The organism is Taibaiella lutea, assembly GCF_008629695.1.
GTDB lineage: Bacteria > Bacteroidota > Bacteroidia > Chitinophagales > Chitinophagaceae > Taibaiella > Taibaiella lutea.
Genome location: NZ_VWSH01000001.1, coordinates 589,048 through 614,328, shown reverse-complemented (window position 1 = coordinate 614,328; position 25,281 = coordinate 589,048). Strand labels below are relative to the sequence as shown.

Here is a 25,281-nt window from a genome sequence, read left to right as displayed (position 1 = left end):
TATTTTTGTTATGAACACGGAAGTAAACAGCGCATTAGAAATATTAAATAAGGGCGGCATTATCTTATATCCTACCGATACCATCTGGGGTATTGGTTGTGATGCCACAAACGCAGCAGCGATTAAAAATATTTATGCATTAAAACAAAGAGACGATTCAAAAAGCCTGATTATATTATTGGCTGAAGCAAAAGATATTTTTAAGTACGTTGCCAATCCGCATCCTGATATTGTTCATATAATCAGTGAATTTGAAAGACCTACAACTGTTATATATGAACAGGCAATAGGATTACCGGGCAATCTTATAAATACTGATGGAACAATTGCAATAAGAATTACAAAAGATCCTTTTTGTAAAATGCTGATTAAAAGATTAAAAAAGCCATTGGTTTCCACTTCTGCCAATATTTCCGGCATGCCATCTCCTCAGTCTTTCAATGATGTTTCGGATGAGATAAAAAATGGCGTTGATTATATAGTGAAACATCGCATGGATGAGGTTTCCGGAGTTACGCCATCACAGATATTAAGAATAAAAGAAGATGGCCGATTTGAATATATCCGTAAATAATTCCTTCACGATTTTGTTACCTTCGCCATCCTTTAATTGATTCCGGATTTGAATAATCTAATTGCAATTTTTTCAAATTTTGGAATTTGTTTTTTGGAATTTGAAATTTCAAAGCAGGATTTTTTTAAGTTTTACTTTTAACTTTTTTAATGAATATATGATTGCATTTTCAAACCCTGTTGCAGGTAAATTATCCATACCTGAGAAACAGGTCATTGCTGTTCTTGAATTATTGGCCGAAGGCGCTACCATCCCATTTATAGCCCGCTACCGTAAAGATAAAACCGGTGCTTTGGATGAAGTTCAGATACAAGCTATTCAGGATGAAGCTAAGTTTCAGCAGGAATTCTCAGACCGTAAAGCGTTTATTGAAAAGACAATTACGGAACAGGATAAAATGACGGAAGCTTTGCAAGCTAAAATCAATGAAGCCACTACACTCAACCAATTAGAGGATATCTATCTTCCATATAAACCAAAGAGAAAAACCAAAGCGCAGACAGCAAGGGAAAATGGCCTGGAGCCATTGGCATTATTGCTTTTGGAGCAGGGCACAATGGATGTGAATGCTACTGCAGCTACTTTTATAAACGATAAAGTTGCCGATGATGCCGCAGCTTTGCAGGGAGCAAGGGACATCATTGCAGAGATGGTGAATGAAGATGCGGAAGTACGTGCTAAAATGCGTAAGTTATTTGAAGATACGGCGACTGTTCAGGGAAAGATTTTAAGTGGTAAAGAAGAAGAAGGCATTAAATACAAAGACTATTTTGATTTCTCCGAGCCCGTTTCAAAAATACCATCTCATCGTATGTTGGCCATCATGCGTGGTTTCATGGAAGGCTTTTTAAGGATGAATATTGCGCCTGAAGAAGAAATAGCTTTATTGAAAATAGAAAAGCAGTTTGTTACAGCTAATAATGATGCCGCTGAGCAAGTAAAGAAAGCTATAAAGGATGCTTATCGTCGCTTGTTGCAACCAAGCCTTGAAAGTGAATTCAGAATGGCTTTGAAGACAAAGGCGGATGAGGAAGCAATTAGTGTTTTCGCCGAAAACCTGCGCCAGTTATTACTTTCATCTCCATTAGGTACTAAAAGGATTTTGGCTATTGACCCGGGTTACAGAACAGGTTGTAAAGTCGTGATCCTTGATGAAAAGGGTGAATTGCAAAAGAATGACCTGATTTACGTGCATGAACAGAACTTTAAATTGACTGATGCAGAGCATAAAATCAGGAAATACATTCAGGAATACAATATCGAAGCATTTGCAATTGGCGACGGTACTGCAGGAAGAGAAACAGAACAATTCATTAAAAAGCTGAATACCGGCTTGCCGGTTTTCTTAGTAAATGAAGACGGTGCTTCTATTTATTCCGCTTCGGAAATTGCGCGCGAAGAATTTCCTGATTACGATATTACCGTTCGTGGTGCAGTAAGTATTGGCCGCAGACTGATGGATCCCCTGGCTGAACTGGTAAAGATTGACCCTAAAAGCATCGGGGTAGGGCAGTATCAGCATGATGTTAATCAAATCCGTTTGAAAGACAAGCTGGATCAGACTGTTGTAAGTTGTGTGAATGCGGTGGGTGTAAACCTGAATACTGCCGGTAAATATCTGTTGAGTTATGTGAGTGGCATCGGTACTTCCATTGCAGAAAATATTGTTAATTACAGAAAAGAGAAAGGACGCTTCAGTAACCGCAAGCAGTTGTTGGAAGTGGCAAGACTTGGTAACAAAGCTTATGAGCAATGTGCAGGGTTCTTAAGGATTAATGACGGCGACCATCCTTTAGATGCAAGTGGCGTGCATCCGGAAGCTTATAAAGTAGTAGAACAAATGGCAAAAGATTGTGGCGTTGCTTTAAATGAAATGATAGGAAATGAAACTGTGATTAATAATATTGAGGTTAAGCAATACGCTACGGAAACAGTTGGTGTGCATACCTTGCAGGATATTTTAAAAGAGTTGAAGAAACCGGGATTGGATCCCCGCAGTGAAGCGCAGGCATTTGAATTTGCCAATATTTACGGTATTGAAGACGTGCATGTAGGTATGATTATTCCCGGACAGGTTACGAACCTTACGCGCTTCGGTGCTTTTGTCGATATCGGGGTTAAGCAAGATGGACTGGTGCATGTTTCTGAAATAGCGCATAAATACATCACTGATCCGGGTGAAGTTTTGAAGTTGAATGATAAAGTGATGGTGAAAGTAACGGAAGTTGATATCCCAAGAAAGCGCATTGCATTATCTATCAAACAAACACAGGAGCCACCTGCTCAGGTGCCGCGTAGCAAGCGCTCTAATGACGACAAGCCCAAAGCTGCCGCTGCGTCAAGCGATAATATCCATGATGCTTTGAGTTTGTTGAGAAAGAAGTTTGGGAAATAATTGTTGCTATATTGTATAAAGCTTTGTCAACTTTTTAAAAGTTGACAAAGCTATTTTTACGGTTGCCAGAATTGACAGTTTTACATCAAAATATCATTCATCGGTTCAATAGCTGGTGGCAACTGTGTTTCATCCAGCATCTCTCTTAAATCAATTTCGATTGTCCTGCTCATAGAAGTAATAGGAACATCATTTGCTCCGCCTTCAAATGGATTCTCCGTACTCTCTCCGATTCTTTCCATAGCAAGAAAAACCCATGCAACAGTTACGCTGAAAGGTACGGTAAGCCATATAAACCACTCACCGTAATCTTTGCTCAACTTGCTGAATTCGTTTAATGTCCCGAAAGGGATAAGGGACATGAACAGCCTGATAAACATTTGGTTGATCGTCGCAAACTGACGCGGGTAAGGAAAGTTCTTTATTCTTTCACATTTCCCTTGTTGCTCGTAAAGGTTTATCAGCAAGGCTTCCAACTCTATATAATTCAGCTGTTCTATCAGTTCCTGCTTTCTCAATTCTTTCAGATGTTTTGACTGGAGACTGATGATATGTGTGGCCCTGTTCTTTTTGGAAAGGACGTATTGTTGTTCTTCGATGCTTAAAAATGACTTAATTGCATCCTCCATATTACCTTCCCATTCTTCCACTTTATAGAAGTTACTATACTCAATATTTGATGGTTTATCCTTTATGTTCTCCCATATTTTGCTGACACGCAACTGGTAGCGCATTGCGGTAAGCCATGCAATATGTCTGTAAATAAGTTGTTGGTGTATTTCCTTTTGTTTTGATTCGGGTAAATTAACAGCAATCTGATCTTTTACCAATAAGCCCCAGGAGCGGCTTGTATTGACTATGGCGCCATAAATTTGCCTGGCTTCCCATAAACGATTATAAGTCTGTGTATTTCTGAAACCAACGATAAAAGCGGCGGCCGTACCAATCAACGCAATCGGCACCCATGGGATAGCCAGCCATTTCCAATCGAGGAAAAAGTACAGACTTGTTGGTATGGTTGCAAAAATTATAAGGATGTAAATATCCCTTCTTGTCCAGAATAAAAATTGCTTTAAGGTATATCTTTTGCCGGCGTGCATAATTATAAACGATTATTTGCAGTCAAAATGAAACCGCTATTGAGCTTATAAAAATAGTACTTTAATTTTTTTAAATAATAGCATGATAGAAAATATGAAAAGGCAGAAAGTCATTGACTTTCTGCCTTTTCATATTTGGTTTTTGCCTTTCTGATTTTTGTTTTTTGTCCTAATCTTCCTCTTCTTCAGCTTCTTCTAATTTTTGCTGGATACGGTCTTCATTCCAGAAAGCATCATACAATCTCGGGAACATTTTGCGATATTCATTCTTTGATTCCGGCCATTTCTGAACAATCTCTTTCTCCGCCGGATGCTCAATCAATTCATAAAATGCTTCTTCATCGTCACTTTCTGTTTTTTCAAGATAAGCATTCGCAGCAACGAAGAGCATGTATTCGCCATCAAGTTCCAGGTCTCTGGAAGGTTTTATGATATTGCAGATTTCGTTAGGATCCCTGAGTATCTTTTCGAAGTTATCTTTGCCTTGCCCCACAATCCATGCACGGAAGTCTTCATAAGTATCATCAGAAATAAAACTACAAACAACAAAGGTTGCAGCCATAATAGGCCATGAAGAAGCTTCTTCTATTTTCTCCCTCAGTATATGTTCAAATGCAATGATTTCTTCAGGAGTATGCGCTTGCACTAAAAACTCCGTAAGGTTCACACATTGTGTTTCAAAATTTGCAGCAGTGCTTTTTCTTGCCTTTTCAATAAGGTCCCAGAAAATTTGTTCGTTCATTATGTTTGAATTTTGGGATTTGAGTTTTGGAATTTTATTTGATATATCTGAAATCCTGTCCGTCTTTAATGCTCAATAAGGAATGATAAATCAAATGAATCACATTATCTACATCTTCTTTATGAACCATCTCCACCGTTGTATGCATATAGCGTAAAGGCAATGAAATCAAGGCGCTTGGCACACCTCCGTTTGAATAGGCAAAAGCATCTGTATCAGTTCCTGTAGAGCGCGAAGAAGCCTGACGCTGGAATGGAATATTGTTATCTTCTGCCGCTTTAATTAAAAGCCTGTTCAGATTATTTTGTACGGCAGGTGCATAAGAAACTACAGGTCCTTTACCACTTGATAAATCACCTTGCGTGATTTTATTAATCATCGGAGTGGAAGTATCGTGTGTAACATCTGTTACGATTGCCACATTTGGCTTGATATAATTTGCAATCATTTCTGCACCACGTAAACCGATTTCTTCCTGAACAGAATTGACAATGTATAAACCGAATGGTAATTTCTTTTTGTTTTCGTGCAACAAACGTGCCACTTCGGCAATCATAAAGCCACCGGCGCGGTTATCCAGTGCCCGCCCTACATAATAACGGTCGTTCAATACCATGAATTCGTCTTCGTAAGTAATCACACAACCAACATGAATGCCTAATGCTTCCACCTCTTCCTTTGTAACACAGCCACAATCAATAAAGATGTTTTTCAATGTCGGCGCTTCTTCTTTTTCTCCGGCGCGTGTATGTATGGCGGGCCAGCCGAATACTGCTTTTACAATGCCTTTATCTGTATGAATATTCACGCGCTTAGAAGGAGCAATCTGATGGTCGGAGCCACCATTGCGGATTACATAGATTAAGCCATCTTTGGTAATGTAATTTACAAACCATGAAATTTCATCCGCATGCGCTTCTATCACTACTTTGTATTTCGCATCAGGATTGATAATGCCGACAGCAGTTCCATAGTTATCAACATAATGCGTATCGATATAAGGCTTCAGGTATTCCAGCCACAACTTTTGTCCTTCACTCTCAAAGCCCGTTGGTGCGGCATTGTTGATGTATTTTTCAAAGAAAGCCAATGATTTTTTATTGACTACAGGAATATGTTTTTGCTCTTTTTTGTTTTCTTTTTTAGCCATTATTTAAGATGTTAGATATCAGACTTAGATATTAGAAATTTAGATTTTGACTTCGCTTAGTTAACTGCTGCATTGGTTTTGGGAATTTGAGTTTTGGTGTTTTCAAACTTATCCTCCCCATTTATAACCATTTGCATTAAGCCCTGTTAAATTGATAATCCTGTCCACCACTGTTTGCGTAGCTTCTTCCATATTTTGTGGTTTATGATAGAAGGAAGGCGATGCGGGACAAATGATGCCGCCCGCTTCCGTTACAGTTTTCATGTTGTTGATGTGAATAAGATTGTAAGGCATTTCCCTGATAACACAAATCAATTTACGTCTTTCTTTCAACATTACGTCTGCAGCTCTTGTCGTCAGGTTATCGCTGATGCCGCCGGCAATTCTTCCTAATGTTCCCATGCTGCAAGGACAAATGATCAATGCTTTATAATCGGAACTGCCGGACGCAAAAGGGGCATAAAAATTATTTTTTTCCCAGACTTTGAAAGGGAAATTTTCATAAGCATTATTATTCAATTCCTCTTTCCATACAGTTTTTGCATTATCGCTCCATACAATGCTGACCTCCGAAACCTGGTCCTGCATTTGTTCCAACTTCTTCAGCAATTGATACGCGTAAATAGAACCACTTGCTCCTGTCACCGCTACTGCAATCTTCATAATTGCTTTTCATTTTGTTAAGAAGGCAAAACTAAGGCATCTTATCAGTAAATTGCATTTTCTTTAATTTTTATGTCTTTTCTGCAATGAAGATTGCTTTAAGAATGTTGATTATTTTATAAAATAGATAGTAATGCGTAAATATTTTTTCATAGTTATAATAGCGAGCCTTTTCAATTCCTGTTCTTTTGCAAGTGATAAAAAAGAGCATGAAATTCATTGGATGACTTTTGAACAGGCAGAAGCCAAGATGAAAGAAAAGCCTAAAAAAGTTATTGTGGATGTTTATACAACATGGTGCGGTTGGTGCAAGCGTTTGGACAAAGAGGTTTATACAAATGATTCCCTGATTGATTTTGTAAATGAAAACTATTATGCCGTTAAGTTTGATGCAGAGCAAAAAACACCAATAAATTTTGTGGGCCGTGTATGGAATTATTCTGCGGAAAAAAGGTCAAACGAGTTGGCAGTTGCACTTTTGAAAGGCAGCATGTCTTTTCCTACGACGGTTTTTATGGATGAAGGTTTCAAAGAGGCTCAGCCTGTTCCCGGATATTTACCATTATACCAGATGGAAGGAATCCTGAAATACTTTGCAGGTAATTATAATCATACAAAAGAATATAATGAATGGCAACATGATTTTAAACCGGCATGGAAGCCTAACTAATATATCATTTAATAACTGACGCAGCGTTGTCCACTTTTTAAAAGTTCTCAAAATGTATTGATAACTTTTTATATGAACTGTTTTTTAGTTTATTTATGAATGAAGTGGTTAACCGAACACTTCATAATCACAAGTCCAATTACAGAATAAAAATTTATTTTTTTTGACGTTTGCCAAACTGCTTCGTTCACGAATTGCTTACATTGCGATGTTAAATTACGATGAACATTTGGCAGCCCGGCACCATACACTGTAAAGAATGTAATTTAGTAGTCCTAAATCCACGGAACTACCATGAAAAAGTCTTTCGTCAGCCCTGTAGCGGCGCAGCGGCTACTATCAATCTTACTGCTCATTATTTTACCGGCCAAAAGTAGTTGCTTATTTGCACAGGGATTTAATCTTGTTGACCGGGTTTATGAGACACCTTACGGTGAGGTTGGAATGTGGAATTTCAGTGTCTTGGCCGATTCTGCCAAATTGATAACAACAGGCAATTCGGAACGGTTCAACAACTGGGGTTTGCGGGTATATGAATCACTACTCAGTATTTACGATCTTGAGGGCCACAAATTAATGCAGCGACATATTAATCTCGACGATTGCGTTGATCATAATACTTTGGGATATAGTAATGTGCAAAAGATAAACAACGAGATGTATGTCATGGCAGGGCAAGGTCTGTATATAAATAAAAGGGCATGGGCAGGCGGGCTCATTCAGCCATATATCCACTTTTTTAACAGCAGCGGGGATTCCATTAAAACAGTGATCATCGAAGATACCTTGGTTGATCGCGTAATACGGGGCCTGGCTGTAACACAAAATCACGAGATATTAGGTATAGGCTATGAATCAACAGTAACCGGCGAGATTGCTACAAATGCATCGGGAACGACTTTCATACCGGATTCCACCTATTTCTGGCTTTGCAAATTCAATAGTGACGGGCAACTCTTATGGCACAAATCCTTTCATGGAATAAGGTCAGTCGCAGATGGTACTTTTCCTGTAAAATTGCTGGTTAGTGCGGATCAAGCCACATATACCATAGCCATGACGCTGGATTTAGGATGGACGTCTTATATATTAAAAACAGACAGTGCCGGAAATGAAATCTGGCAAAAATCTTTACAGTTGCGGGAATCATTATCAAATCATCCTGCACTTGAACCGAGTTCGCCTTCCAGTTCCTTCGACATCTCGCCTGCGCCTGACGGATATTATTTTATATCGTCAACACCATATAAGTTCTTTGAAACCGTTGGCCAGGAATGGGATTCGCAGTATGCTTTCTATTATGGCAAACTGGATGAACAGGGCGATACTATCTGGACAAAGCAATATCAACCCTACAACGACTATAATTATAACTATGGGCGGCAAATTCAGACAGCGGCAAATGGCGATCTCATCATGTCAGGTCTGGTATCTAAGATGAAACAGAATGGTGTTACTTATGAGGAACATGCAGCTGTATTCCGGTCGGATAGTTTGGGCAATATAAAATGGTATAGGGAACCGATGCATTATACCAGGCAGCAAAACGGGGGTTCGTACGTTGGTCATTCCCTTTTCGGCCTGAGCCTGACGCCAGGCAGAGACGGCATCTTAGCCGGAGGCGAATACAATGGCTTCTATGATCCCTTTTTGTCTACACAACCTAATAACGGAAATCTTTACGGGTGGCTTATCCTGATGGATAGCCTCGGCCGTCGTTGTCCGGAGGACACTGTTATCATGAACAGCCCTTCCCCATGCCCGCCTGTTCTTTTTGATATGCCTACCCGTGTTTCCGAACAGGAAAGCGCTTCTTCTATCATCACAATATATCCTAATCCGGCTGACGATTACCTGAACATAAAAACGATCGGTGCTGCACAATTGTTAGACGGGTCTGAAATCACTATCAGCGATGTACATGGCCGTGCTATTATCCATAGCCTTTATCATGATGGCATCTCAATTTATGTCGGACTTATTAAGGCAGGTATCTATGTTTTCACTATAAACCAACCGCAGAAAGGCATTTTACTACGGCAAAAACTGGTTAAAAGGTGATTGCAGAATTGTGTAGTACCGTAAAGCCTGAATACAATTCTAAAGCAATTATCAAATAGCCTGAATTGGCCTTTATTCAAATCTGTTTTAAACAGCTTGTACCATACGCGTAAATAAAACTAGTCTGGGAACGCTTTTTATAGCATGTCCTTTTCTATGAATTTTGACTTGAAGAATTAAATTAAATCTTCGACAATGAAATCAGGCTGTAATAATTGCCGGATTGATTCAATAACCAACATTTCTCCTTGTCGGATTCTTTTAATTTCAAACAAGCATACGCAAGTCCAAAGGCCGACATGGTAGCATATTTGCCGGAATATTGCTGATAGGTTTCAGCACTATTGAATATTGATTGGCTTAAGCTCGCATCTGTTCCCCCGATAAATAAATCTCCTGCCGCAGCTTCATGCTTTTCCGTAAGGTTATTCAGGGTTATTTCAAGCATTGTCGCATCTTTTGCCTTGAATATTTCAAATGCACTAATTTTTGCAATACTTTCTGTCTTTTTATTTTTGGAAAGAGCAAAGAAAGTAGCTCCTTCTCCCGCAGCGGTTGTCGAGCTATAAACATCAAAACGTTTCATAATTTCATAGCTCGTATCCGTACATTCTTCAACAGCGCCTATGAGAATATTACCATCATCGTCCATGTCATTTAAAAACAAAGCGGCATCCAGCAAAGCATTTTCAAAAGAATGAGCATTGTGTACAAAAGTCATATTATGTGCCGTACAACCGATGGATAATGCTATTTGCCCGCTTACCGTATTATGTGTTGATTGTATAAATGCGGTAGGATTCAGCATCTGTTCCTCTTGCTCCAGCATTTTTTTGAGGAAAATTTCAGAATCATCCAACATACCGTAAGCCGTTCCCACATGAATGGATGCCGGCATGAAATTATGATGCGATTGCATACAAAGTTTTGCTGCCGCCACTCCGGTACGGATGGGTTTGCTCATACGCCTTAACTGCATAGGTGCAATCAAATCCTTATAATCCGGTTCAACAATAAGAACTTTTGCAGCTTTTAACGGTTGCAATTCTTTTGTTGCGGAATATTGGTTTATAATGCCTGCTGATGTGATGCTACAGAAACTGTTGATGTACATTTGAATGCCGAATAAGTTTCAAAAATAATTTTTTTGAACTACTTTGGCTAAGCAAATATCAGATGAGCCGATTTAATTACAGATATGAAGAACCCATGGAAGCTGCGGAGCTTTCTTTTTTGCAGGAAAAAGCAATAAAGGAGAAGCGTTTGCTTGCAAGGGTGATACGTAATCTTTCTGTAATTTTTGTTATTATTCCTTGTTGTATGGGCATTACACTGGAATCTTTAAAACGGTCTGAACTGACACCTATGTTAAGGGAGATTGAGGATAAGAATGACCCTGATTTTGTGTGGAATTATATCATCGCTATGATTGTATTACTACTGGTTGTAGCCATTTCCAGTGCTGTTTATTATCGCCGTACATTATGGAAACTTACAAAGGATATAAAGCGTAATTTAAAATCGGTTGAACAGGCCGTTATTGAAAGGAAACAACATATCAGCAGCAATGATTCTTATCATTTTTTTATTGATTCCAAAACAAAATTGAGCATTGAAGTGAGTAAAGATGATTTTGAGAAATTTGATGAAGGCGACGAAATCAATATCGAATACAGCACTTATTCAAAGATTTATTTCGGGTATTTTTAAATTATCAGAACAATGATTCAAAATAAACCGGCGCTTTTAGAAGCCTGCTGCCATACCAACTGAACATTTCCCCATCCACCAATTCAATCTTAGCTTCAGGCAGTAGTTCCTGTATCATTGCTATATGTTTTTCCTTAAAAGGATAAGGCTCTGATGATAGTAAGACCAATGATGCATTACTGTTGCGGATGTCGTCATCGGACAATTCAGGATATCTGCTCAGATGTTCAAAAGCATTTTTTAAGTTAAGTTTTTCAAGCATGGCATGAATGAAAGTATCTTTCCCTATTGTCATCCAGGGTTTGCGCCAGATGAGGTATAAAGCTTTGCTGTGGCTTGTCTTATCAATATTTATATTTCCAAAAGCGCTTTCAATTTCAGTAACGACCCTATTGGCTTCGGATACCTTATTTGTAAGTTGACCTATATCGCTTATCATTTGCAGGGCATCATCAAGATTTTGAATGTCGCTTATCCATGTCGGCGCAATCATACTTATAGCTTCAATCTGTTCTTTTACATTCTCTTCTTTATTGGCAATAATTAAATCGGGATGTAGCGATTTAATTTTCTCTATATTTATAGTCTTGGTGCCGCCAACTCTTGTCTTGGTCCTGAACCATTTTTCAGGATGCACACAGAACTTGGTAATGCCAACGGTTTCATCTTCCAATCCTAAATCGAATAATAATTCAGTTTGAGACGGGACTAATGAAACAATCCGTTTAGGTATATAAGATAATGAAGGCCTCTGTAAAATCATCGATATAAAAATAAAACGCAGAACGTTATTTCGAAACAGGTTGTTCGGGCGTTTCCAGCAATAATTGCATGAATTGCAGGTCAAGCCATTTGTCAAATTTGTAGCCCACCTCTTTAAATAATCCAACTGTTTTAAAGCCAAATTGTTCGTGAAGCCTGATGCTGGCAATATTGGACGCATCAATCCCTGCCATCAATGCATGTAATTGCTGTTCTTTTGCTTTCTGAAACAATGGCGGATAGAGCAATTTGGCGATACCCTTGCCTCTGTATTCCGGATGAATATATACCGAAACCTCAACTGAATATTTATAAGCCGCCCATGCCCTGAAATGTCCATAAGTACTGAATCCTGTAACAATGCCTTTTTGTTCGGCCACCAACACCGGAAAATCCTCTTGTTGTTTTTGAAGAAACCATTCCTTACGCATTTCCAGCGTGTGCGGCAGATAATTATATACCGAAGTCGTATTTAAAATGGCATCGTTATAAATATATAATATCTCCGCTAAATCATCCTCTGTTGCAGGCCTGATAAGTATTTCAGCATTTTTGTCGCTATGTGTCATTTGAAGCATTGCCTTTTATTCCCTGATGGAATTATCTCCTGAATATAATTCTGAAAGTAGTGCCGGTACCTGATTCCGACGATTTTACAAAAATATTGCCATTATGATATTTCTCAATAATCCGTTTGGCTAAAGAAAGCCCAAGCCCCCAGCCACGTTGCTTGGTAGAAAAACCCGGTGCAAAGACTTTTTTGAAATTATTTTTCGGAATGCCTTTACCTGTGTCGCAGACATCAATGGTTACAACCCTCGGTTGATTGACTAATTTAATGAAAATCCGGCCTTCTCCTTCCATTGCATCTAATGCATTCCGCATCAGGTTTTCAATTACCCAGTCAAATAACGGGCCGCTTAAAAGAACCTGCACATCATCTTCGTTGTGCTCAAAATCAATCGTTACCTTTTTAGGTTTACGCATACGCATATACTCTACCATAGCCTGAAGGCGCGTGGCCAGATTTTCTTCTTTCAATTGTGGTATGCTTCCAATCTTTGAGAAACGATCTGCAATCAATTGCAATCTTGAAACATCCTTTTCCATTTCTGCAATCCATTCCTTGTTGCTTTCCGTTTCTTTTAATAATTCCATCCATGCCACAATGGAAGTCAATGGCGTACCGATCTGATGTGCCGTTTCTTTTGACATACCCACCCATACCTGATTTTGCAAACTGCGTTGTGCATTGGATATCGCAATCACCACAATTAACCCGAACAAGAAGGTAATGGCAAGTATCAGCAAAGGATAATACCGAAGCCTGTTTAAGAGGTTGGAATCGCCATAAACAAGGTAACCCTTGCCGTTCATGCCCGGTGTACTGTAATCATATGGAATAGGGGGATGCAGCGATTTAAATTGATTAAACTTCCGCTCTAAATATTGGGGATCGTCGCGTAAACGGGTGGAATCTAAATTTCTGGTGTCAATAATTTTGAAATGCTCATCTGTAATGAACAAAGGAATTGTTTTGTTTTCATCAATCATTTTTGTGGCGTAGGTAACATCGCTTTGAGATGTAGGGGCCGCTATAGCTACCGTTTTAATGGCTTCCACAAGCATGATTACCCTGTTTTGCTCTTCAACAGCCACATCCTTTGCCACCTGATTGAAATAATATAAGGCAAGGCCGACGATGCTCAGGGCAAATATGACAAGGTATGTTTTCCAATGCAGGTATTGACGCATGGCTCAAAAATAGGCAAAAAACGTTATCGGATATTTGGGAAATTAGAAATCGGAGCTCAGGTACTCGCTGCTACCTGTTTTTGAAATCCGAAATCTGAAATTTTGAATTTGTCATTTGATCCGGGGTTTTAGAATTTGTTATTGAAATACGGGATTTTATTTTTTGGGTTTTGAAATTCGGAAATGAAATTTTAAACCTATTTTTGAAGCTATGGGCTTCTTATTCCCCTTGTTTTTATTGGCAGGCCTTTCGCTTGCAATACCGGTAATGATCCATCTGTTTAATCTGAGGAGATACAAACGGATTGATTTTCCGGATACCCGTTTTCTACGCAATATCCAGCTTTCTACCAAGCGTCAGTCCAAAATTCGCAACTGGCGGTTATTATTATTACGGATGTTGTTTCTTGCCGCAGTTATCCTGGCTTTTGCACAGCCTTATTTCGGGGCATTGAAAAATGATAAAAGCAAAGATATTACAGCCATCTATATTGATAATTCTTACAGCATGACTATCGGCAACGGGCAGGAAAACCTGTTGCAATTAGCTAAACATAAAGCACGCCAGCTTATAGAATCCTCCGTCGAAAATGCAAGATTTGTTTTGATAAGCAATAATAAGAAATCGGCTATGCGGCCTATGCTGAAAAATGAAGCATTGCAGGCTTTGCAGGAAATACGGCCGACTGCGCAACTATTCTCTTTGTCTCAACTAATGAACAGTCTGAATGCAGCGGAATCAAATGAGAAAAATGAAAACTGGAATTTATATTGCTTTACGGATTTGCAAAAGAAAACCTTTTTAGATAATGTCGCAAAAGTATCATTACCTGAATTGAAAGCCGTATATTTTTATCCATTAGCAGCAAATAAACCTTCCAATTTATACATCGATACCGCTTATTTTTTATCACCAAATATTGATAATCGTCAGCCGAATCCTTTGGTTGTAAAAGTGAGGCAGAGTGGCGTCAATAACAATAAATCAAGTAACCTTCAGATAAGCATTGGCAATCAGGTGAGGGCAGTAAGCAATATTGAAACGGGAGAGCGGCAGGAATGGACGGACACGCTTGCCTTACAGCTTTCTTCCGGCGGATGGCAGGATATTACTTTGTCCCTGCAGGACCATCCTGTATCTTTTGATGATACCTTCAGGATTGCGGCCCGCACGGCTCCTGAAATGTCTGTTTTGGTTGTTACGGAAAATGGAATTAATCCCTTTCTGCAAACAGCATTAAGAACCTATGAAGGATTTAAAGTTAAAGAAGAGAATGCATCCGGTATTCAGAAAGATGACTGGCAGCAATATGGCCTGATAATATTGCAGAATATAGGAAGCATTCCGGCAGGATTGCAAACCGCTGTTGCCGCGGCTTTGCAACGGGGACAAAATGTATTGATGTTTCCCGGGGCCATCAACAATGTGGAAAGTTTTAATCAGTCATTAAAGGCCTGGGGCGATATTGCCCTGGAGAAAATAGATACCGCACAACAGCAAGTGGTAAGCATGCAGGAAGCACATCCTTTGCTGCAGGATTTATTTGAAAAAATTCCCGACAATGTCCAGCTGCCGACTACGGTAGAACGCTATCCTATTGATGCGTCCTTAACCGCCAATCAGCAATCCTTAATGACCTTCCGGGATGGAAAGCCCTTCCTGGCACAGTATTCATTGGGACAAGGCAAAATGTATATCTGTGCTTCCCCCCTGGATGACCGCAGCTCGAATTTTGCAGTAAGCTATTTCTTTGTTCCGATATTGTATAAAATGGCCATTCAGAGCGGTTCCGGCAATATGTTTGCGTTGAATATCGGTAGCATGCAGCCTTTGTGGCTTCCGGTAGAAGGTTCTGATGACAGAAAAGTATGGCATCTTTCACAAAATAGTTTTGACGCGATTCCTTCACAACGCCCTTCCGGCATTGGCGTAGAATTGTTTATCAACAAAGCCGTTAACGAAGCCGGTTTTTACAGGCTTCACAGTGAGGCAAGCAAGGATACCGTTCATATTGGCGTGAATGCCATGCGTACGGAATCCGTACTGGAATACGCCTCAAAGAGCGACGTAGAAACAGCGCTGAAGCCCAATAGAATTCTTTGGATTGATGACAGGAGCATTGCTAAAAACGGATGGAATGAAGCGAAAGCACCTTTCCCTTTTTGGAAAATTTGTGTAATGTTAGGCCTGTTTTGCTTATCGGCAGAAACGTATATGTTATTGAGAAAAAAGAAAATCAGTAACGAAGATGCTGCACTGCAATCAGCATAATTTTAAAACATTCATTTATTTCAAAGCCAGCGATAAATACCAGACCGGTGTTTTATTGAAATTCCCCGGCCATGCCATGTCAAAACGTATCGGATAACCGGCCAGCATTGTCCTTACACTGAAACCGAAAGAAGATAAATTGGACGGGCTTTCCGGCAGGCCTGTTGCTCCCCCTGCTTTTGCGAAATCGGTAAACAAGCCAATCTGAAGGTTATTCAGCGAGGAAAAAGAAGTGTGCAACGGAATCAGGCTTCTGAATAAAGGAAAGTATAAATCCAGATTCAGCAATCCATAATGACTGCCGTAGATACTGTTCTGCTCATAACCACGAAATGGCGTAACTAAAGTCTGAAAAGCAAAAGGCGCATTTTGGCCGAAATGAACAGAAGTATCGACCCTTGTTACAATATTATTGTCCATGCCGCCAAAATTGTAAAGTATCTTGCTCTGGCCGCCGCTGTACCCGCCTTGTATCCTTGCCACAATTGTAATGTTTTTAATAATAGGCTGGCTGTAACTGAAATTAAACTGGCCTCCGTAAACAACAGTGCTTTGTTTGCCGGTAGAAGCCATGCCATCCAGTAAAATTTTACCTTCCCAGCCTTTTTCAAGCAAGGGTATAAGCGGACGCATCTTGTGCGCTTTCAACACTACATTGCCAATGCCCCACCACGACTGTAATGCTTCATAGTTCAGGCTGTACCTGTCAGTAGCAAGAAAAATAGTTCTGTCCCTTCTTGCCGCAAGCGAATAATCCAACGACCAGTCGTAATGCAAAGGCGTATGGAAACCCAATTCATAATAATGCGTCTTTACTTTCGCTGCAAGAGGGTAGGGGTTGCCTTGGGCATCTTTCCAGTCCCGTTGCGGATCCGGTTGCAGGCTTTCCACTTTTCTGAAAAACATCACATGCCAGTCCGTTTTCTTTGTGGAGTTTTCATAACGCACAAAAAAATCACTGCCCTCCGTCCCCGCAGGTAAGCGATAGCCGATATTGAACTGATGATTCTCGAATAAATCGCTGAACCCCCCGGTAATCATAGCGCCCACCTCCGGAAATTTAAAGGTTCCTAGATAAGCCTGAAAGGGTTGGTACCGGTTAATGAAATAATCGTTGTTGATAGCTGCTCTGAAATAAGCGCTATGGAGTTGAAGTATATAGGGGCTCAGCTTTTTATAGGAATAAGCAGCTGCTTCCCGAAGGCTGTCCTTTTGCAATTGTGCAGCCTTTTTGCTATTGCCCGGTTGCAAGACGCCTTGCAGGAAAGACGGCTCTCCGCTACTGGCTTTCGCAAGCAATGTTTTAATGCTATCCTTCGTTTTTAAATCTTTTAAATAATCTCTTACCCAGGGACTTGTTACATTTCTGTTGCCTTCTGTAGTTAATGAATGTATGGCATTTGTTTTCAGGAAACCTGTTGCTGTGTTTTCCATGCTGAGTGTGCCGTCTGTTTGGTACACCGGCTTGTACCAATGCATATAGGCAGAATCTTTTGCAATCAGGACATCTTTAGTCTTCCCCGATTCTTTAAGAGGCACATTCAGGTCTTTTGTGTAGATGCCGTAAGACTTTGCCAATGTATCTTTATGGTAAAGGCTGTCAGCAGGATATCCGGAACGGTAGGCAATACTATTATCGCTCCGGTTCAATGAAAACGTTGTATGGTCTGCATTGTCCGTTGTGACAGGCGTATATCGCAATGTATTGATATCATAACTTATAATATCGCTTCTGCTTCGCCTGTATGCTGAAAACAGCCATTGGCTGCTGTTCCATTGCGTGAAGGTATTGATGCCGTCAATGCCGTAAAGCGTGCGGTCCGTTATGGGGCTTCCCTGTTCATTAAAAGAAAGCAATTTTATCTGTCCCTTCACCGGCATGATTATAGTCAGCGCGTTGTTGTGCTGCCATTTTAATAAAGGGTAAATATCATCATTATGCTGTTGCTGCCAGGGGGGTAACAGGTAATGCGTAAACGATGTTGCTTTATATTTCGGATTGGATATTTCTTTTGTCTTTAAGATAAAAATTGTTCTCTGGTTATATTTTTCTATCGCAAAAGCAAGTAACGTACTATCACCATTATATTCCAGCGCAAATAATTTTCCTTTGTATTGCTTTTCCAAGAAGGATTGTAACGTATCAGCGGCACTGACTATTGATTCATTGTTTGTATAACGACGGCTCCTGAAATAACGCAGGCATTCATTTGTCAGGCTGTCCAATCTATGTTTTGTAACAAGCCGTACAGCCCTTGCCAATGACTTTCCCTGCCGCATCTGAAAGAAACATTGCATCACCGCATCGTCCCTGTATCTGTGTGTCAGTAAATAACAGAACGCTTGTCCGCTTATAGTCGCATTCTCCTTAGTTAAGTTTTCCCATGTAGTAATGGAAGGCTTATCCAGTATTTGTTGCAATAAGGCTTCGTCTTTTATTTCCCAGCCATAGGCGAACCAATGTATGCTGCCTTCCTTAAACCATTGTGGTATGGAAGATTGCCGGTTAGTCAATTGCTGTTCTGCATCATTCTTAAATTGTTCTTCCCAGCAAAGCCGCATCCAGGCTGCTTTTAACTCATATCTGAAATCTTCGTAGGAGCCATTGAAAGCAAGCATGACCCTGTCGCCCTTCAGGTTTATGGTAGGAAATGTTTGTATCTCTTCCTGGTGCATCCCGATGTTGGATTCATATAACTGGCTTACGGAAGGATATAGAATAAGATTCGGAACTGCCTTTACTTCGGTTGCAGTAGCAGTTTTTATTTCAGCAATAACATCAGGCAGCTGAACGGAAGCAAAGCTTGCAAGGCTGTCAAAGCTCTGCGGAAAATACAATTGGAATAATGGCGTGCGTAATACCTTCCATTTATAATTATGATATTGAAACCTGTTAAAAGGAGCAGTGGTTTGACTCTGAACAAAAGCAGGCTTGCTTATATAAAAACAAATAAACAGAAAAAGGCACCTTAAAACAAAAAACACTCTGACGGTAACAATATTCATAAAATAGGGGTAACTCTTACAAAAATGCTTAAATAAATCTAAAAATCCTTAACATTGTCGGGAAATATTTCATAGAACATGTTTAAGTATTCCCTGTTAATCACCTTTTTATTAATCCCGTTTCTAAGCCCGGCCCAACAAGGCATATGGGATGGAAGTAAAGAGCAGTTGACAAAAGTAAAGGAAGAAGGAAGCAAAAAGGTGAATAAAGTAAAGCAATGGAAAAGCCATGCCGAAAAATGGGGACTTGACAGTAACTTTAATTATGGCCTGTCTCTTTCCGGCAGGCTCAATACCAATGGCTGGAGCGGCGGATTGCAATATATAATTCAGCAAAAGCACAGCAACAGAACGGTATGGCAACTTTACTTTTCAGAGATAAGGCAGGAAAAGGAAATCAAACAGCAAGGCACAGATGCCAGCTACAGTTACCTTGGTAAAACCGGCGCATACATTTTTGGTAAGGTAAACAACGCATATACATTGCAACTGGGTTATGGTAAAGAGCAAATGCTGTTTCCTTCACTCATGGACGGTAATCTGTCTGTAAGCCTCAGGTATATTGCCGGGCCCACGCTTGCAATGATGAAGCCCTATTATTTAAAGCTTATTTATGTGGATTATAACCCTGACCCGGTTGCCCATATTCAATCGGAAAAATACAGCACCGGCAATGATGCTCATTTTTTAGAGCAAGGCAATATACTTGGTAAAGAGCGTTGGAGCAAGGGGCTTACAGAAATAAAATACATTCCCGGGTTATTCGGAGAAGTTTATTTTGCCATAGAGCCCGACAGGCCCAAAGCATTTATCAAGACCATTATGATCGGCGCCAATGCCGCTTTCTATGCTTCTAAAATAGAAATAATTGCCGATCGCAAAGCCTATCCTTATCAGGCATCTTTTTTTGTCGGGCTTAGTTTCGGGAAAAGGTGGAAGTAAATGACGGCGGAAAGCTAATCAATAAGTATTTCCATAGGGTCATTAAAAACTAATAAGAGAAAATATCTTTATTCTGCTAAAGAAATAATATCTATATCTTCAAGTCGCTGGTATGCAGTGTCAACGATCGATTTATTACCAATATAATAAGTTGCAAATCGTATTACCTGCTTTCCCGCCAAATCTTTGTTTGCAACACCTGAGCTCCCTCCAAAAGCAATCACATCATTTTCTGGTATTTCCTTGGCATCATAAACATAGCGTATTCTATTAGCAGAACTTATAGACGAGTAATAGAATTGAGGAAGTGCTGACCAATCAGAATCAATTGAAAATTGTGTTTTCAAAATACCATTTTTAGGAATTACATAAACTCTGGATTTTCGATGATACTGAGGAGCTATTCCATTTTTTTGATTATAAATAATAAGAATACCACCTCTAAAATTATCTGGAAGAATAAAAATATCTGGCTCACGTGCCGTACAACTTGCAAGAGATATAAGTAAAAAAAATGGCAACAATAATTTCATCTTTTTATTAGTTTGACTTGTTATTTGAAATTGTTTCACTTCAATACCCTGATACTTGTACAGTTGTCCTGTCAGCAAGTTGTTTGACGTTGTATTCAGCGTCAACCCGAAGGGATAATAATGATCCTCTTCCAATACTTCGCTTTGATAATTCTCTATATTTAGGTTATCAAATCATACATCCTTGCCTATGCTCTGATTGTCTATGTACACCAGCAAACGTTTAAATAGCCCGACAACCTTAAAATATCCAACTGTTTTTTTAACATAGTAGAAGTGGCATCAAAACTAAGATTGTATGACATTATTCTTCGCCCAATGACGCTATGTCAATTTCCTGCATTCGATTATATGCCGTGTCAATTTCTGAGTTATTACCAACGAAGTACATTGTAAATTCTACTACTTTTTTCCCGGCAAAATCTTTATTAGCTGTCCCTGAATTGTTACCATAGGCGATCACTTCATTCTTTGGAGTATTTTTTGTATCAACAACATAACGAATTTCATTTTGTGGATTTATTGATACGTAATAGAATTGTGGTAATTGCTTCCAGTCTTCATCCATTAGGAACTGAGTTTTCAAAATGCCATTTTTGGGAATTACATAAACTCTGGATTTTCCATGATACTGAGGAGCTATTCCATTTTTTTGATTATAAATAATAAGAATACCACCTCTAAAATTATCTGGAAGAATAAAAATATCTGGCTCATGTGCCATACAACTTGCGAGAGATATAAGTAAAAAAAATGACAACAATAATTTCATCTTTTTATTAGTTTGACTTGTTATTTGAAATTGTTTTTCCAGTTCAATACACTAATACTTATTCGGCTGCCCTGTAAGTAGATTATTAAGGGTTGTATCAGTATGAGCCCAAACGGATAATAATGATCCTCTTCCAATACTTCACTTTGATAATTCTCCACATTCAGGTTATCAAACCATACATCCTTTCTCATGCTTATCACACCCTAAAGTATAAAATATTAATCATAAAATGAAGTATACCACTATAATGGACAATCCATTATAAGACTATTTTTTTACGGATGTTCTGCAACAAATAAATTGTCAGGCAAGCTCACATACATGAGGGTACTTTTATCTTCATTACAGCTATAAAAATTACCTGAAATTATAAAAGGCAGATAATTATATCTGCCTTTTATTTATAAAATCATTTTAGTTTCTATTGAAAATAAGGATTTTATGATACCATTTTTAAGTAAGGCCAATTCTGAAACATTACCCAATTCTGAAACATTACCCAATTCTGAAACATTACCTAAAATACACTTATTTCTCCTGTAGTTAAATTGACTAAAAATGGAACCGTATTTCTTTCATAAAAATCTCCGGTGCCAAGTACATATTTGCTTTCCCAATTTTCGTAATGTTCCTCAATAGTCTTACGTCTTGGTTTAGGAACGTTCAACATTTTAATGAGGATAACCTTTTCATCATTAAGATTTATCAAACCCATATACTGGCGTAAATAATACTTAAAAAATTTTACAGGATTATTTGTCGATATGTATGCTTCCTTTTTGTTAATATCTACATCATATCTTCTCATAAAGATAGCTTCGGCACTATCAATTTCTTTTTTAGCAGGAGTAAATTGTTCTTTAAATTCTCGGAGTAAGAAATTTGCTTTATATTCTTTTGTAAACACAATACTATAACCCTTAAAATGCTTGGGGTTATAGTATTTATAAGTTGTTTGTGCATTTGCCTGAATAAATAAAAAAAAGAAAGCTATGCTTAAAAGTTTGTACATAATCATTGACTTTTTTGAGGATATGTATAACCAGTAATAGTTACTTCTTCCACTCACTTACTTTAAAGGAAGTTATAATAGAATCCTTAGAAATAGTAAATTGAAGAGTTTTCGTATAAACAGGGTCAATATCACTCCCATAATCTTCAATAATTCCATATCCTAATAAAGAATCATCAATGTAATTTGGTTCTCCCAATGTATTAATTAATTGTGAATATTTTAGGCCCATCAATTTATGGTTTGTAAGTAAATCCTTTAACATCCTTTTTCGTGCAGGAGGAAGAAAGGCAGGATCATCACTTTTATTCCAAGCTACTTTATCAAATTTCATTTGATTCTCGCAGGAAAAAAAAGCTATGGACGTAATAAGTGTTAATCCAAATAATATTATTCTATTTTTCATTTAGTAAGAAATTAAAAATCTAACTACGAAGTTTTTTTGGGCACAGTATCTGAAACATTACCCATAAATTAACTTCAATTCCCAAAATATTCCTAAAACTCAATAAATCACACCTAATTCCATACATCTTCCACATTCTTTAAAACACTTCCGATTTTTAAATTGTTTCTTTTCCTTTAAGTATTTGGACAAGAGGCAATTCAAATCTATTGATAGCTCCTTTGCTAAATGAACAGAAACTATATCAAAAATAGATTCCGAATATGAATTCAATTCCTTTTCTAAAGCTTCAATTTCAATTGAGGAGAAACCAATTAAATTATAAAATCTATAGGTGTGATGTGAAAAAATTAAAACGTAAGAACACCTTGAATTATCCTCTGTATCTTCTCCGCAGTAATGAGTTTGTATGCTTTTTTTTGTCTTGATATCAATAGAAAATCCTTGATTACTTATAATTTCTATCACATCATAAAATTTTGAACTTGTATGATAAATTTTTGATTTTTGGGATAATAACCCTTTGATTATTGTATCTATATCATTTACCCCGAACTTTGAAAGAGTCAGTAGCTTAGCTTTATTCATCAATAGACTTGAATCAATTTCTGTATAAGAATCATATTTTACTTTCGTAGAATTTTGTGAATAAGTTATTTGCACAAAAACTAATTGCATTATTATAAAAACATAGTGCCATTTCCTTTTAAAAAGTATATTTTTTGTCATATTTATTGTCTAAAATTTACTACACATTCGTTATTGCAGTATCATCGAGAGTATAATCTCAATGCTCATTTCTAAACCACCGTTTTGTTATCAAGAATAATAGCAGCATTACTTTCATCATCTCGAATGTATAAAATATTAATCATAAAATGAAGTATTCCATTATAATGGACAATCCATTATGATACTATTTTTTTTCGGATGTTCTGCAACAAATAAATCGTCCGGCAAGCTCACATATATGAGGGTACTTTTATCTTCATTACAGGTATAAAAATTACCTGAAATTATAAAAGGCAGATAATTATATCTGCCTTTTATTTATAAAATCACTTTAGTTTCTAATGAAAATAAGCATTTTATGATACCATTTTTAAGTAACGCCAATTCTGTAACATTACCCGTCAAATCTGAGACATTATCTAACTTATCTGATCTTTGGATTTGCCATAATGTTTAAAGAATCAGATACTTTATTAACAACTTCCCATTTTCCGGTTGCTCTATTAAACAATTTTATCCTTCCCTTACTAATTAAAAGAGGTTCATTGTTGAAGATTTTGTAATAGAATAGAGAATCATTAAAGGATATTCTGATGTTCATATCAGAATATCCTTTTTGAGGGTAATATTTACCTGTACTTATAGGAAAAGATGTGGCAGTAGTTACAAAATGAATAGGTTCTCTATAAATAACAAAATAAAGGCTGTCAATTTTATCAGCTATTTCTACCTTTTTTAAAGAATCGCATCTCTTTCCCATTAATACATCATCCTTAAAATATGGTTTATCATCGATATACATTTGACAGTAATAATTTTGAGGAGTTAAGCCATTAATAATATTAAAGTCAATATTGAGACTAGTTTTCTTCTTTGTTGCCTGTTCTGTTTCATTAACCTCCAATAAAACAATCGAATCTAAATAAGAACTCTTTAAAAGAATTCTATTATTTTTTAAAAGACTCCATGTTCCACTTGAATATCTATAAGTATGAAACAATCGATATTCATATGTAAAAGTAGAATCCTTCTTAAAATCAAAATAATTATTGTTTTCTTTGGATGCATACTTTCCTTGAATGAACAAAGATGAGCAGCTACAGAATAAAATCGTTGCGATTAAAATTAAATTTTTCATTATTTCCCTTTTTCTTGTTCTCTTAAAACTTTCAAGACCCCATTTATAGCACTTTGTTTAGTACCAGGATCAAAGTAGGGGTAATTACCTTTGGAATCATTTATAAACCATACCCAATTACGGGTAATATCTGATCTTGAACTAACTCTACCATAATCAGACGGAACTTTACTGGAAGTCATTGAATTTGGATCAAATGAATATTGGCGTTGATATGGAACAACTTCCCTATCAATTCTATTACTATTATCCATAGTTCCTTTAAATATTTGGAATCCATGTACTGCTTCGTGAAGTGCATTTGCATCACTACTGTTACCCATATGAATTACCCCATCCGATTTTTTCTCTGTATATGTCACCGCATCCGATGAATTATCAAATGTAAACACTTGAGTTGTTGTTGCATTACCCATCTCTGATAATTCAGTTGATGAACTGTTTAAATCCGAAATAGTTGAAGAGATTGATGCAACGTTAGCTTCTGCCGCTTTTAGACTATTATTCAGTTTATCACTTCCTCCACTCTTTTTAATTTCTGCTTTTATATCAGCAATTTTTGCATTTGCTTTGGTTAAGTTTGCGTTTTCTGTTGTTAGCCTTTTGCTTATTCCTTCTTGAAGTCTTTTGGCAATTTCTTCATCGTTTGTATTTAGCCATTTCATTCCGTCCGGATCAACAAGGTTTGCAGGATTATTCCCGCAATAACTATATTGGCTCATATTATAAAAGTCTTCTGCCATCGGATCTATCTGCCACCATCTCCCTAACTGCATATCCTGCATCCTCGCCCCAAAATCATAAATATTCAAACCAAAGTTAGATTCCAGTTCTTTAGTCGTCAGCTTATAAGGCTGCGGGTTAGCTCCATTCTGCATAATGG

The 25,281-nt window shown here is 37.9% G+C and carries 24 protein-coding genes; 7 read left to right on the top strand and 17 right to left on the bottom strand.

Going from position 1 to position 25,281, the window contains the following annotated elements; genetic code table 11:
- Window positions 1-10: 10 nt before the first annotated feature.
- Both F0919_RS02535 and F0919_RS02530 read left to right on the top strand, forming a co-directional pair.
- On the top strand, window positions 11-574 hold the full coding sequence (locus tag F0919_RS02535) for an L-threonylcarbamoyladenylate synthase (RefSeq protein WP_150031142.1): 564 nt from the start codon (window positions 11-13) through the stop codon (window positions 572-574).
- Window positions 575-731: 157 nt separating this feature from the next.
- A complete protein-coding gene (locus tag F0919_RS02530) occupies window positions 732-2,969 on the top strand; it encodes a Tex family protein (RefSeq protein ID WP_150031141.1) in 2,238 nt (745 codons plus the stop codon).
- An 80-nt stretch (window positions 2,970-3,049) separates the two neighbouring features.
- Here F0919_RS02530 and F0919_RS02525 read toward each other — a convergent pair whose 3' ends face one another.
- From F0919_RS02525 to F0919_RS02510, 4 genes are all read right to left on the bottom strand, one after another.
- The gene (locus F0919_RS02525) at window positions 3,050-4,069 is read right to left on the bottom strand and encodes a bestrophin family protein (RefSeq protein ID WP_150031140.1); all 1,020 of its coding nucleotides are present in this window, start codon (window positions 4,067-4,069) and stop codon (window positions 3,050-3,052) included.
- 169 nt (window positions 4,070-4,238) lie between these two features.
- A complete protein-coding gene (locus tag F0919_RS02520; protein WP_150031139.1) occupies window positions 4,239-4,811 on the bottom strand; it encodes a DUF4240 domain-containing protein in 573 nt (190 codons plus the stop codon).
- A 34-nt stretch (window positions 4,812-4,845) separates the two neighbouring features.
- The gene (locus tag F0919_RS02515) at window positions 4,846-5,961 is read right to left on the bottom strand and encodes a M42 family metallopeptidase (protein WP_150031138.1); all 1,116 of its coding nucleotides are present in this window, start codon (window positions 5,959-5,961) and stop codon (window positions 4,846-4,848) included.
- Window positions 5,962-6,069: 108 nt separating this feature from the next.
- Entirely contained in the window at window positions 6,070-6,624 is a 555-nt protein-coding gene (locus tag F0919_RS02510; protein ID WP_150031137.1) for a UbiX family flavin prenyltransferase, read from the bottom strand.
- Between the two features lie 133 nt (window positions 6,625-6,757).
- On the opposite strand from F0919_RS02510, the gene F0919_RS02505 reads away from it, so the two are divergent.
- Together F0919_RS02505 and F0919_RS02500 are read left to right on the top strand one after the other, a co-directional pair.
- On the top strand, window positions 6,758-7,294 hold the full coding sequence (locus F0919_RS02505; RefSeq protein WP_150031136.1) for a thioredoxin family protein: 537 nt from the start codon (window positions 6,758-6,760) through the stop codon (window positions 7,292-7,294).
- 294 nt (window positions 7,295-7,588) lie between these two features.
- The gene (locus tag F0919_RS02500; protein ID WP_150031135.1) at window positions 7,589-9,355 is read left to right on the top strand and encodes a T9SS type A sorting domain-containing protein; all 1,767 of its coding nucleotides are present in this window, start codon (window positions 7,589-7,591) and stop codon (window positions 9,353-9,355) included.
- 181 nt (window positions 9,356-9,536) lie between these two features.
- Here the strand turns inward: F0919_RS02500 and F0919_RS02495 are convergent, their stop codons facing one another.
- Window positions 9,537-10,469, bottom strand: a complete 933-nt coding sequence (locus tag F0919_RS02495; protein ID WP_150031134.1) for a beta-ketoacyl synthase chain length factor — start codon at window positions 10,467-10,469, stop codon at window positions 9,537-9,539.
- Between the two features lie 62 nt (window positions 10,470-10,531).
- Between F0919_RS02495 and F0919_RS02490 the strand changes: the two genes are divergently transcribed.
- Window positions 10,532-11,065, top strand: coding sequence for a hypothetical protein (locus tag F0919_RS02490; protein ID WP_150031133.1), 534 nt, complete (start codon window positions 10,532-10,534; stop codon window positions 11,063-11,065).
- Window positions 11,066-11,069: 4 nt separating this feature from the next.
- Here F0919_RS02490 and F0919_RS02485 read toward each other — a convergent pair whose 3' ends face one another.
- From F0919_RS02485 to F0919_RS02475, 3 genes are read right to left on the bottom strand one after another with little or no spacing between them, the layout of a single operon-like run.
- Complete coding sequence (locus F0919_RS02485; protein WP_150031132.1) at window positions 11,070-11,828, bottom strand: helical backbone metal receptor; 759 nt, start codon at window positions 11,826-11,828, stop codon at window positions 11,070-11,072.
- Window positions 11,829-11,853: 25 nt separating this feature from the next.
- Window positions 11,854-12,396: a GNAT family N-acetyltransferase gene (locus F0919_RS02480; RefSeq protein WP_150031131.1), complete on the bottom strand. Its 543-nt coding sequence runs from the start codon at window positions 12,394-12,396 to the stop codon at window positions 11,854-11,856.
- 31 nt (window positions 12,397-12,427) lie between these two features.
- Window positions 12,428-13,582, bottom strand: a complete 1,155-nt coding sequence (locus F0919_RS02475; protein ID WP_150031130.1) for a sensor histidine kinase — start codon at window positions 13,580-13,582, stop codon at window positions 12,428-12,430.
- A 211-nt stretch (window positions 13,583-13,793) separates the two neighbouring features.
- Between F0919_RS02475 and F0919_RS02470 the strand changes: the two genes are divergently transcribed.
- Window positions 13,794-15,854: a BatA domain-containing protein gene (locus F0919_RS02470; protein ID WP_150031129.1), complete on the top strand. Its 2,061-nt coding sequence runs from the start codon at window positions 13,794-13,796 to the stop codon at window positions 15,852-15,854.
- Window positions 15,855-15,869: 15 nt separating this feature from the next.
- Here F0919_RS02470 and F0919_RS02465 read toward each other — a convergent pair whose 3' ends face one another.
- On the bottom strand, window positions 15,870-18,860 hold the full coding sequence (locus F0919_RS02465) for a hypothetical protein (protein ID WP_150031128.1): 2,991 nt from the start codon (window positions 18,858-18,860) through the stop codon (window positions 15,870-15,872).
- Between the two features lie 78 nt (window positions 18,861-18,938).
- Here F0919_RS02465 and F0919_RS02460 point away from each other — a divergent pair, with 78 nt between their 5' ends.
- On the top strand, window positions 18,939-19,802 hold the full coding sequence (locus tag F0919_RS02460) for a hypothetical protein (protein WP_150031127.1): 864 nt from the start codon (window positions 18,939-18,941) through the stop codon (window positions 19,800-19,802).
- Window positions 19,803-19,870: 68 nt separating this feature from the next.
- Here the strand turns inward: F0919_RS02460 and F0919_RS02455 are convergent, their stop codons facing one another.
- From F0919_RS02455 to F0919_RS02425, 8 genes are all read right to left on the bottom strand, one after another.
- Window positions 19,871-20,470: a DUF6843 domain-containing protein gene (locus F0919_RS02455; RefSeq protein WP_150031126.1), complete on the bottom strand. Its 600-nt coding sequence runs from the start codon at window positions 20,468-20,470 to the stop codon at window positions 19,871-19,873.
- A gap of 169 nt (window positions 20,471-20,639) precedes the next feature.
- Window positions 20,640-21,107, bottom strand: a complete 468-nt coding sequence (locus F0919_RS02450) for a DUF6843 domain-containing protein (RefSeq protein WP_150031125.1) — start codon at window positions 21,105-21,107, stop codon at window positions 20,640-20,642.
- A gap of 20 nt (window positions 21,108-21,127) precedes the next feature.
- Window positions 21,128-21,301: a hypothetical protein gene (locus F0919_RS18375; RefSeq protein ID WP_190277233.1), complete on the bottom strand. Its 174-nt coding sequence runs from the start codon at window positions 21,299-21,301 to the stop codon at window positions 21,128-21,130.
- Window positions 21,302-21,627: 326 nt separating this feature from the next.
- The gene (locus F0919_RS02445; RefSeq protein ID WP_150031124.1) at window positions 21,628-22,122 is read right to left on the bottom strand and encodes a hypothetical protein; all 495 of its coding nucleotides are present in this window, start codon (window positions 22,120-22,122) and stop codon (window positions 21,628-21,630) included.
- 40 nt (window positions 22,123-22,162) lie between these two features.
- Window positions 22,163-22,528 carry a hypothetical protein gene (locus F0919_RS02440; RefSeq protein ID WP_150031123.1) on the bottom strand — a complete coding sequence of 122 codons (366 nt, stop codon included), beginning with the start codon at window positions 22,526-22,528 and terminating at the stop codon, window positions 22,163-22,165.
- A gap of 99 nt (window positions 22,529-22,627) precedes the next feature.
- Complete coding sequence (locus F0919_RS02435; RefSeq protein WP_150031122.1) at window positions 22,628-23,257, bottom strand: hypothetical protein; 630 nt, start codon at window positions 23,255-23,257, stop codon at window positions 22,628-22,630.
- A gap of 427 nt (window positions 23,258-23,684) precedes the next feature.
- Entirely contained in the window at window positions 23,685-24,398 is a 714-nt protein-coding gene (locus F0919_RS02430) for a hypothetical protein (protein WP_150031121.1), read from the bottom strand.
- Window positions 24,398-25,276: an RHS repeat-associated core domain-containing protein gene (locus F0919_RS02425; protein WP_150031120.1), complete on the bottom strand. Its 879-nt coding sequence runs from the start codon at window positions 25,274-25,276 to the stop codon at window positions 24,398-24,400. Before F0919_RS02425 ends, F0919_RS02430 begins: the two co-directional genes overlap by 1 nt.
- Between the last annotated feature and the right edge of the window lie 5 nt (window positions 25,277-25,281).